Genomic DNA, 8,762 nt, shown 5'->3' with positions numbered 1-8,762 from the left:
TGGCCCTTCCCTTCCTCGCTCAGTCGATGTCCTCGTCGATCTCGTCGCGCAGCCGGTTGCGGCCCGAGCGGCGGGCACCGTTCTGGTTGCCGCCGTCGAGCGCCGAGCCGAAGATCCGGTTCCAGTCGAGGTCCAGTCCGCGGCGGACCGATCCTTCGGGGCCGGGCCGGGTGAAGGGCGCGAAGGTGTTCATCACCCGCTGCGCCATCTGCGCCCGCCCCTGCTGGACCGCTTCCATGATCGAGGCGGCCAGTTGAGGTCCCGTCATGTTCTGGTGCTTGTTGTCGACGAACTTCAGCCCCGTCAACTCGCCCTGCGGTCCGACGGTCGCCTCCACCACACGGTCCTTGGAACGCACCGTCGCGGAGGCCTGACTCAGATCCGCCTGCGCCCGCGCGACAGCGGCCTGGGTGGCCTCAAGTTCGGCCATGGCCTGGTTGATGCGCTCCTGCAACGGCTCGGACAACAGAACTCCTGTTCAAAGAGAAGAGATTGCCATAGTGCTGCACGGCGGGCGGCAAAGCCACCTCCCGACCTCTCGGTGACGCCTCGGACACCCGCTGCGACCAGCACAAAACCTCGGCTGGGAGCTAACGTCCGATCACCGCCGGCGCCCCGCCCTCATCGGTGCCCCACACGTCGTCGTCCTCCGGTTCCCAGACCTCGCGTTCGCGGTCGCTACTTTCGGTCTCCGTCTGCCCGGGGCCGCCGGCGCCGCCCATCGGCGGCAGGAACGGGTTGGCGCCGCTGGTGCTGACGGTCTGCCGCTCCTCGTAGCCTCCCTTGGCACGCGGAGCCGCGCCGGGACGGCGGTTGCTGACCACCTCGCCGGTGTCGATGACGTTGCGGACGCGTTCCGAGGGACCGTCGCTGCCCTTGCCGCCCGCTCCGCCCATGCCGCCCATACCGCCCATCGGCATACCCCCCATGGGCATGCCGCCCATACCCGCGCCGCCGACCATACCGGCGGGCAGCGGACCGCTGTTGAGCGGGGTGCCGCGGCCCATGCTCTGCGCCTCGCCGCCGGAGCCACCACCCAGGGACGGCTCGCGGTAGGGCGAGTCGTCGTACAGCTCCTCCTCGTAGGAGGGGTCGCCGTAGTCGTAGGAGGGGGTGTTCAAGGAGCCGTAGTGGCCGCCGTTGAGCTGGTGAGAGCCGGGGCTGTAGTCCGGGAAGGCGCTGTCGGGGTCGTTGAGGTAGCCCGTGGTCGTCGTGCCGTCCGGGCTGGTGATCGAGGTGGCGCCGGTGTCCGGGTCCACCCGCGAGATGCTGCCGTCGGGGTACTCGGTGACGACCTGGCCCTGCGGGTCCAGGTGGACGGTGCTGCCGCCGGGGCCGTTGAGCAGGTCACCGGCGTTGAGCGGTCCGGAGTACGAGCTGCCGTCCGGCCTGGTGACGGTGGCCATCTGGGTGTGCGGGTCCACCACGACCTTGCTGCGGTCGGGGTACTCCGTCACGACCCGGCCCTGAGAGTCCAGGTGGGAGGTGCTGCCGTCGGGGTTGGTCAGTGAGTCGTCGCCGTTGACCGGCCCCGAGATGTCGGGACTCAGGTGCTGTCCCAGTCCGCCGCCGTCATGCGTGAGATGGCTGAGATCGCCACCGTTGAGCTGACGGCTGAGCCGCTGCTGTTTCTGCTGATACTCCTCCTGCTTCTTCTCCTGCTCCTCGCGGATCTGGTCCTGTTTGGCCTCCTGCTCGGCGCGGACCTGGTCCTGCTTCTGCTGATACTCCTCCTGCTTCTTCTCCTGCTCCGCGCGGATCTGGTCCTGCTTCTTCTCCTGCTCCTCGCGGATCTGCTCCTGCTTGGCCTCGGCCTGCGCCTGTTTGGCCTCTGCCTCCTTCTCCTTCTCCTCCTGCTTCCGCTCCTGCTCCTGGCGGATCTCCTCCTGTTTCTGCTGCGCCTCCTCCTGCTTCTTCTCCTGCTCGGCGCGGATCTCCTCCTGCTTCTTCTCCTGTTCTGCGCGGACCTGCTCCTGCTTGGCCTCGGCTTCCGCCTGTTTCTTCTCCTGCTCCGCGCGAATCTGGTCCTGCTTGGCCTCCTGTTCTGCGCGGATCTGCTCCTGCTTCGCCTCGGCCTCCGCCTGTTTCTTCTCCTGCTCCTTCTCCCGCCGGTTCTGTTCCGCCCGCTGCTGGTTCGCCTGCTGGATCTGGAACGCCTGGGCCTGCTTCTGCGCCTCTTCCTGCTTCTGCTGGTAGGCGTCCTGCTTGGCCTCCTGCGCCTGGCGGATCTCCTCCTGCTTGGCTTCGGCCTGCGCTTGTTTGGCCTCGGCCGCCTTCTCCTTCTCCTCCTGCTTCCGCTCCATCTCGGCCTGTTTGGCCTCTTGCTCCTTCTCCTTCGCCTCGGCCTTCGCCTCGGCCGCCTTCTCCTTCTCCTCCTGCTTCCGCTCGATCTCCGCCTGCTTGGCCTCGGCTTCGGCCTTCTCCTTGGCCGCCTTCTCCTCGGCCTCCTTCTTGTCCCTCTCGTACTTCGCGTCCGCCTCGGCCTTCTCCTTGGCCGCCTTCTCCTCGGCGTCCTTCTTGTCCTTCTCGTACTTGGCGTCCGCGTCCGCCTTGTCCTTCGCCGCCTTCTCCTCGGCGTCCTTCTTGTCCTTCTCGTACTTGGCGTCCGCGTCCGCCTTGTCCTTCGCCGCCTTGTCCTCGGCGTCCTTCTTCTCCTTCTCGGTCTTGTCCTCCTTGAAGGATTCCTCCAGCCCCTTGTCGCTCTTGGTGCTGATGGAGCCGAGGTCGAAGTGGGACGTGCCCCACGCGGTGGCCAGATTCCGCAGCGCCGTCTCGGCCGGGTCGATCAGCTTCTCCTTGACCGATTTCTCCCAGCGGGCGACCGCCTCGTCCCCCACGTTCTTCCAGGTGTCCAGCTCGGTCATCGGGCCGTGGGACTTCTTGTTCCGGTCGATGGCGTCCGAGGTGAAGTCCGAGGTGGGGGTGTAGGTCCAGTGGCCGGGGGTGCTGCCATAGGCGCTGTAGACGCCGGGAATGTAGTCGGCGTCCACTTGCGTGAGGTTGTTGTACCAGGAGTTGTCGGCGATCTCAGACAGCAGATCGACCAGCCACCGCAGCGGGTTGCCCTCGTAGAGGCTCCAGTAGTCCCACTTGTCGCGAAGGTACTCGGCCTCCTTCTTCAGCGCGGCACCGGCGGACCTGAGCGCATTGCCCGGTTTCGAGGTTGTCGCCGTGGCTTCCATGTCGTCGGCGTAGTGGTCGTACCGCCGCCTGAGTTCATGGATGAGGTCCCAGAAGACACCGGCCGCCTGACCGAGCCACGCGTCGTTCTGCTCGGTGCCCACGCGGGCCAGCCACTCGTCCATGGTGTTCTTGCTGTTGTAGAAGAACCTCGCCACCCGGTCGAAGGACTCCGCCACCATGTCGAACGACTGGAGACGGACACCCTTGGTGATGTCGATCGGGTCGGCACCGCCCCAGCTGTAGCCGAGGGTTCCGTTCTCCTTCTCCAGCAGGTCGTGCAGCGCGTGTCCGGTCCCGTAGGAGTACTGGGTCAGCGCGAGGGTGTTCCAGACCGGGCCGTCGTCGCTCGGCTTGAAATGGCCGTCCTCGAGCTCCTTGCCGTAGGCGCTCTTGATTTCACCCCCCACGACCTCGCCGCCCACCGGCTTGCCGTCCGCGATCTTGGCACCGATGAGTGTGAACCGCGCTTTGTAGTAAGTGACTCCCTCGTAACCGCCCGCGGTGTAGAAGGGGATGACGAAGTCGGTGTTCTGGATGTCCCAGCCGGCGTTGTCCACCATCCAGTCGTACTCGTGCCCGGTGACGGACTCGACGCTGCCCTGCTTGGTGACCTCGACCCTCATCTGCTTGATGCCGTGGTTGCCGACGATCTCGTCGAAGAGGGAACTCCTCGGCGGGGGCTCGTACCCCGTGAAGAGCGTGATGGCCTTCGCCCAGTAGTCGTCGTACTCGGTCTTGTCAGGCTTCTCTTCGGCCATGGCGGGACTCCATCAGCGGGGGATCATCGAGCGGGGGCGGCGCAGCCGGGACAACAGGCGATAAGGCAGCCGCCCGACGGGGCGGGGTCAGTGGCTAGTCGTCGTCATCGTCGTCGCCTCCGCCGCCACTGCTCTCCTCGTCCGGCGGCGTCGTGAGGTCGGCCTCGACGTCCTCGTCCTCGAAGATGTCGAACAGCTTCTGGCCGTCGATGGCGTCCAGGCTCTGCCCCTGCGTCTTGAAGAGGGTGTCGATGGTCTCCTCAAGGGCGGATTCGATGTCCTTGAACAGGTCCATGTGGCTGCTGATGATGCCGTCGAGTACCTGCACCATCTCCACCACGGACTCGTTCACCTTCTTCCCGTGGGTACTCTCGTCACCCGCGAGATTCCCGATCGCGAGCGGTACGGGCGTGCCGAAGGGAAGGCCGGGAATGGGCGCGTCCTTGTTGTTGAGAGTTTTCATGGCGGGAGCCATGGGGTTCTCGCCGTCCTCCGAGATCGCCTTGAGCAGGTCCCGGAAGGCCGCGATGTCATGGTTCTTGAAATTCTGGAGCCATTCCTTGTTGAGCTGCGTCGCGGGCTGATTTCCCTCGGCCATGTCCTTGCCTCTCTCCGCGCACGGTCAGGATGACGAGAAACGGGCGACCGCCCCACATGGTGGTGTGGAACGGCCGCCCCAACAATGCCGGGTCAGCGACCGGACCTGACCTCCTGCCAGCTCTGCGCCTGCTTCTGCTCATTCTTCGTGTAGAGCTCACGAATGTGGTCCAGCGTCTTCGCATTGTCTTCGAGCCACTGGCCCATGTTGTGGACGGCGTTGTTCCACGCGGCCTGCTTCCGGTCGTAGACCCTGCGGTCGTCACCTTCCCAGGAGTTCTTCAGAGGCTGGAGCTCGTCGTTCAGATCCGCGATGATCTTGCTGATCTGACGCGTCGCGAGGCGCATCTCCTCGACCGCGTTGTCCACGTGGCTGTAGCTGACGAAGATGTATCCATCAGACATGTTTTCCGACATCGGTGACCTCGTCTCGCTGGATGGCTGTCGGGGGTTGGTTCTTGCGGTGAACTCATCCGCGGGGGGCCGGAGGGGACCGGCCCGCACGGTCACTTGCCGGCGGTGCTGCCCATCAGGTTGTCGAAGATGGTCTGCGACTGGTTGTACGCCTCGTTGATGGCCTCGTTCGACGCACCCTGGGTCAGCCCCTGGTCGCGCAGGGTCTGGTTGAGCTGGTCGATCATGGCCTGGAGGTTCACCGAGATGATCTCCGCGTGTTCGTCCCAGGAGTCGAGCAGTCTCTGGTAAGCACGGCCGTCGCTGCCCTGGAGGGCCGACACCAAGCCGTGCTTGGTGTCCTCGACTTCCTGACGACGGCTCTGGACGGCCGAGAAGGCCATCTCGAGGGCCTGGATGCCGTTCCGTGTCGCCTGTTCCTCTGCCCGCTGCATGCCCGACATGAGCCTGCCCCTTTCCGGTGGATTCTCACCGCCAGGCCCGATTCCTGGCGCGGCTTGCGTCACAGGATGCGGATGCACCGTCATCCAGTTGCTTGTTCGAACAAGGATGGTATGAGGATCGTCATACGCGGGCAACGCCTACCGGCAACAAGGCGGTTAAGCCGAGGTTGCGTCATACTCCTGCGTACAGACGGCGGTTGGCCGATGACGATGCGTCCTCGACGTTCCTCAAATCTTCCTCAGATGTCGATATGCCGATGGATTGGATGCGTCAGCGCTCGACTTGGTTCTCAGGTTTCTCGTTGCCCGGACCACACGGCGGAGTTACTGCCTTCGCCCGGCCGGCCTTGGCCGCCGAGGACGTCAGGTCCGGGCCCGTGGGCAGCATCGACAGCAGGGACGAGGGAAGCCGCTGCGCCTGCTTGGCGTTGTAGCCCAGCGCTTCGAGGGCGTCGGCCGTCGGCACCCGGTACTTCACGCCGTTGTCCGTCACCAGGTAGACGGTGCTGCCCACGTTCGTGCCGCCCGCGCCCAGTGCGTGGACCAGCGCACCGCCGCCCGGCGGCACCACGATCCGGTTGACCGTCGTGCAGGCCGGTGTCAGCCCTTCCGAGGTGGCCTGAGCGGCGCGCCCGATGCTGTCAGGGTCAGCCAGGGCCACGCTCACCCTCGTGCCGTCCTTGTCCGAGCGGACGCCCACGCAAGGGGACTCCCCGGGGCCCGGCGCGACGGCCTTCGGCGGCTTGGCGGGCAGGTCCGTGCGGGTGTCCCCGCCCTCAGCGCCGGGCGCCAGGTGCCCGATCACGGCGTCGGCGCCCACGGGCACGGCGTTGACCGCACCGTCCGCGTACGCCTTCTTCTTGGTCTCCGGGTCGCCGAGCAACAGCGCCGCCACGGTGGCGTTGACGGGGGCCAGCCCCTCCTTGTGGAGCACGTAGTAGCGGGCGCTGCCACCGGGCGCGGACGCCCGGAAGACCTGGCCGATCCGCGTCTTGCCGCCGCCCAACGTCGGGCCGGGGCGTCCGCGCTGCGGTACGTCGGGGGCGGCCAGGTCGGGGCCCGGGGGCAGCGAGTTGAGCAGCGCCGCGGAGACGGGGAGCGAGCCGCGAGACCCGTAGCCGAGCGCTTCGCGGGCGCCGCCGGCCACGTCCAGGCGCAGCTTGCTGCCCTGCCACACCAGGTACTGGGCCTTGTCGGGTCCGGTGACCAGCAGCCCCTCAGAGCGGCCCAGGCCCCTGCCCCCGATGTCCTTGCCGACGGCCAGCGCCGTGGCGGTCCGGCCGTCGCCGTGAGCGGAGCACACCTGCCACGGGCCGGTGGACAGGGCGTCGCCGGCCGGCAGGTCGTCGGGGGCGCCGGGGATGCCCACGGGTGCGCCGTGCGCGGTGCCCTTGAGTGAGTTGCTGCCGACGGAGGCGGTCTTCATGTCGGCGCCGAGCAGCAGCCGCGCGGAGGTGTAGTTGCGCACCGGACGCAGCCGCTCGTCGAGGTAGAGGTAGCGGCCCCCGGTGTCCTTGTTGACCACCAGCGTGCCCTGCGCCCGCCAGGAGTTCTTCGTACCGGGCTTGAGCAGCCCGAAGACGAAGGAGCCCGCGGCGATCAGGAGGGCGATGATGACGCTGATGGCGACGCCGCGGTTGGTTCTGCCCTGGGGACTCTCGGGGGCGTCGGGGTCGGCGCGCAGCATGCCCGAGGTGAGCCGCCCCATGATGAACATGTGGGCCTGGACCTGGTCGCGCTTGGACTGCACTGTGCGTTCCTCCGGTTCGGGCCGTCAGCCGTTCAGTCCGCGCAGGGCGCTGTAGACGCCGAGCACCCACAAGGACAGCGGCAGCAGGGCGATCGCGGTCGCGGAGTGCAGGATCTCCGCCGCCCGGCCCCAGTACGGGACCAGTCGCCTGCCGGGCACGGTCCACGAGGCGATGATGATGCCCGCGGTGGCCGCCAGCAGACTCGCCGCCAGCAGCAGCCTGCTGTCGGGCGAGTAGGTCACGGCGCTGAAGAGGACCAGCATCAGCAGTCCGCCGGCCCCCGGGACGAAGAGGGAGAGCCGCTGCCAGACGTTGCCCAGGCCGCGTCCGTGCAGCAACAGCAGCAGCGCGAGCACCACCGACATGATGATCTCGGGGAGCTCGCCCTCGTGGGTGAGCACCGCGAGACAGACCGCGCACACCGCGCCCACCGCCCCGTACAGCGAGCTCATCCAGCCGTCGGCGAGCACCGCGCGGGCGGAGACCACGGAGGTGGAGTGCGGCTCGATGCCTTCCTGGAGCTGTTGGGCGTTGGTCGGCAGCGGCGGCATCCGCAATCCGGACATCCGGAAGGCGAGGGAGGGGACGAACGCCCCGAGCAGGACGGCGACCAGGGCCAGGATGCCCGCCACGTGGGACGGTCCCAGGTCGGTGACGACCATGAGGGCGCCGGCCAGGGTGCCGAAGACCATGACGACGGCGAGGCCGAGGAAGAGTGCCGCGAAGGCGGCGACGGCGGCGAGGGCGACGATCGCGCCGCCGGCACCCGCGGCGCAGGCGGCCAGCAGCCGGGCGCCGAGCACTTCGTGGCTGTGCGGGCCGCCGAGGTCACCGCCGGGCAGCAGCCAGCCGGCGAGGGCTAGGTAGGGGCCCACCATGATGCCGAGGGCGGCGCCGGCGGCGGCGTCACCGACCGCGCGGCTGGCCGAGCCGGCGCCGGCTATCAGCAGCAGTCCGGCGGCGGCTGCCGCGAGGGCGCGCAGTCCCGAGGAGCCGCCGGGCAGGGCGAGGATGACCGCGCCCGCGAGCAGGGCGGTGACGGCGAAGCCGCGCAGCAGCCGGGTGCTGGCCAGTGCGCTCCAGCCGTGGGGCCGCTCCTGCATGGTGGTGGATATGCCGTCCACCAGGTCGTCGAGGTGGACCTCGGGGAGGGCGTCGATGCGCGGCCGGAGGAAGAGCGTCTCACCGTCGCGCAGGTCGTAGGAGTCGAGGGTGCGCTCCTCGTCCATCGGCTCGCCGCCGAGGCGTTGCAGCACCCACCCGCCGTGGTCGATGCCGTTCTCCGCGAGGTCGTCGCCGCCGTAGGCGAGGACGGCGGGCAGCAGATCGACCACCGGCACATCGGAGGGGACCGCGAGGTCCATGCTCCTGGTCGGCGCACGTACGGTCAGACGGCACAGGCCGGCCACCTGGTTGTCGGTCATCGGGCTGGCTCACGCTTCTTCCGGGGGTCTGCACGGGGGTTCCCGAGGTTCCGTCGACCACGAAGTGATGCGGGAGGGTGACTTCGTCGAAACGCCATCACATGCGTGTGTCCAAACGTCTCCGGATGGGTGCACATTACTTGCCTGGTCCGGGAACTGGTATACCGGGTATGCAAAGTTGCATTTCCGGTC

Annotated in this window: 7 protein-coding genes; all 7 read right to left on the bottom strand. The window is 67.8% G+C overall.

Annotated features, from left to right (window positions below; translation table 11 throughout):
- Positions 1-19: 19 nt before the first annotated feature.
- The 7 genes from IO40_RS0125775 to eccD all read right to left on the bottom strand — a co-directional run bounded on the left by IO40_RS0125775 (position 20) and on the right by eccD (position 8,570).
- Positions 20-466: a YbaB/EbfC family nucleoid-associated protein gene (locus IO40_RS0125775; protein ID WP_078616424.1), complete on the bottom strand. Its 447-nt coding sequence runs from the start codon at positions 464-466 to the stop codon at positions 20-22.
- Positions 467-590: 124 nt separating this feature from the next.
- Entirely contained in the window at positions 591-3,941 is a 3,351-nt protein-coding gene (locus IO40_RS37760; RefSeq protein ID WP_031176229.1) for an AAWKG family protein, read from the bottom strand.
- 94 nt (positions 3,942-4,035) lie between these two features.
- Positions 4,036-4,539, bottom strand: a complete 504-nt coding sequence (locus tag IO40_RS0125765) for a type VII secretion system-associated protein (RefSeq protein WP_016470338.1) — start codon at positions 4,537-4,539, stop codon at positions 4,036-4,038.
- A gap of 92 nt (positions 4,540-4,631) precedes the next feature.
- Entirely contained in the window at positions 4,632-4,943 is a 312-nt protein-coding gene (locus tag IO40_RS0125760; protein ID WP_234315653.1) for a WXG100 family type VII secretion target, read from the bottom strand.
- Positions 4,944-5,044: 101 nt separating this feature from the next.
- A complete protein-coding gene (locus tag IO40_RS0125755; RefSeq protein ID WP_030408775.1) occupies positions 5,045-5,395 on the bottom strand; it encodes a hypothetical protein in 351 nt (116 codons plus the stop codon).
- A 271-nt stretch (positions 5,396-5,666) separates the two neighbouring features.
- On the bottom strand, positions 5,667-7,145 hold the full coding sequence (gene eccB, locus IO40_RS0125750) for a type VII secretion protein EccB (RefSeq protein ID WP_030408776.1): 1,479 nt from the start codon (positions 7,143-7,145) through the stop codon (positions 5,667-5,669).
- A 24-nt stretch (positions 7,146-7,169) separates the two neighbouring features.
- Complete coding sequence (gene eccD, locus IO40_RS0125745) at positions 7,170-8,570, bottom strand: type VII secretion integral membrane protein EccD (protein WP_030408777.1); 1,401 nt, start codon at positions 8,568-8,570, stop codon at positions 7,170-7,172.
- Positions 8,571-8,762: the final 192 nt, after the last annotated feature.

Source organism: Streptomyces albus subsp. albus, from assembly GCF_000725885.1.
Classification (GTDB): Bacteria; Actinomycetota; Actinomycetes; order Streptomycetales; family Streptomycetaceae; genus Streptomyces; species Streptomyces albus.
This window is presented reverse-complemented; position numbering and strand designations above follow the sequence as displayed.

Excerpts from the sequence above, each read along its gene's own strand:
- IO40_RS37760 (WP_031176229.1), bottom strand. The coding sequence starts at position 3,941 with ATGGCCGAAGAGAAGCCTGACAAGACCGAGTACGACGACTACTGGGCG.
- IO40_RS0125765 (WP_016470338.1), bottom strand. The coding sequence starts at position 4,539 with ATGGCCGAGGGAAATCAGCCCGCGACGCAGCTCAACAAGGAATGGCTC.
- IO40_RS0125760 (WP_234315653.1), bottom strand. The coding sequence starts at position 4,943 with ATGTCTGATGGATACATCTTCGTCAGCTACAGCCACGTGGACAACGCG.
- IO40_RS0125755 (WP_030408775.1), bottom strand. The coding sequence starts at position 5,395 with ATGTCGGGCATGCAGCGGGCAGAGGAACAGGCGACACGGAACGGCATC.
- eccD (WP_030408777.1), bottom strand. The coding sequence starts at position 8,570 with ATGACCGACAACCAGGTGGCCGGCCTGTGCCGTCTGACCGTACGTGCG.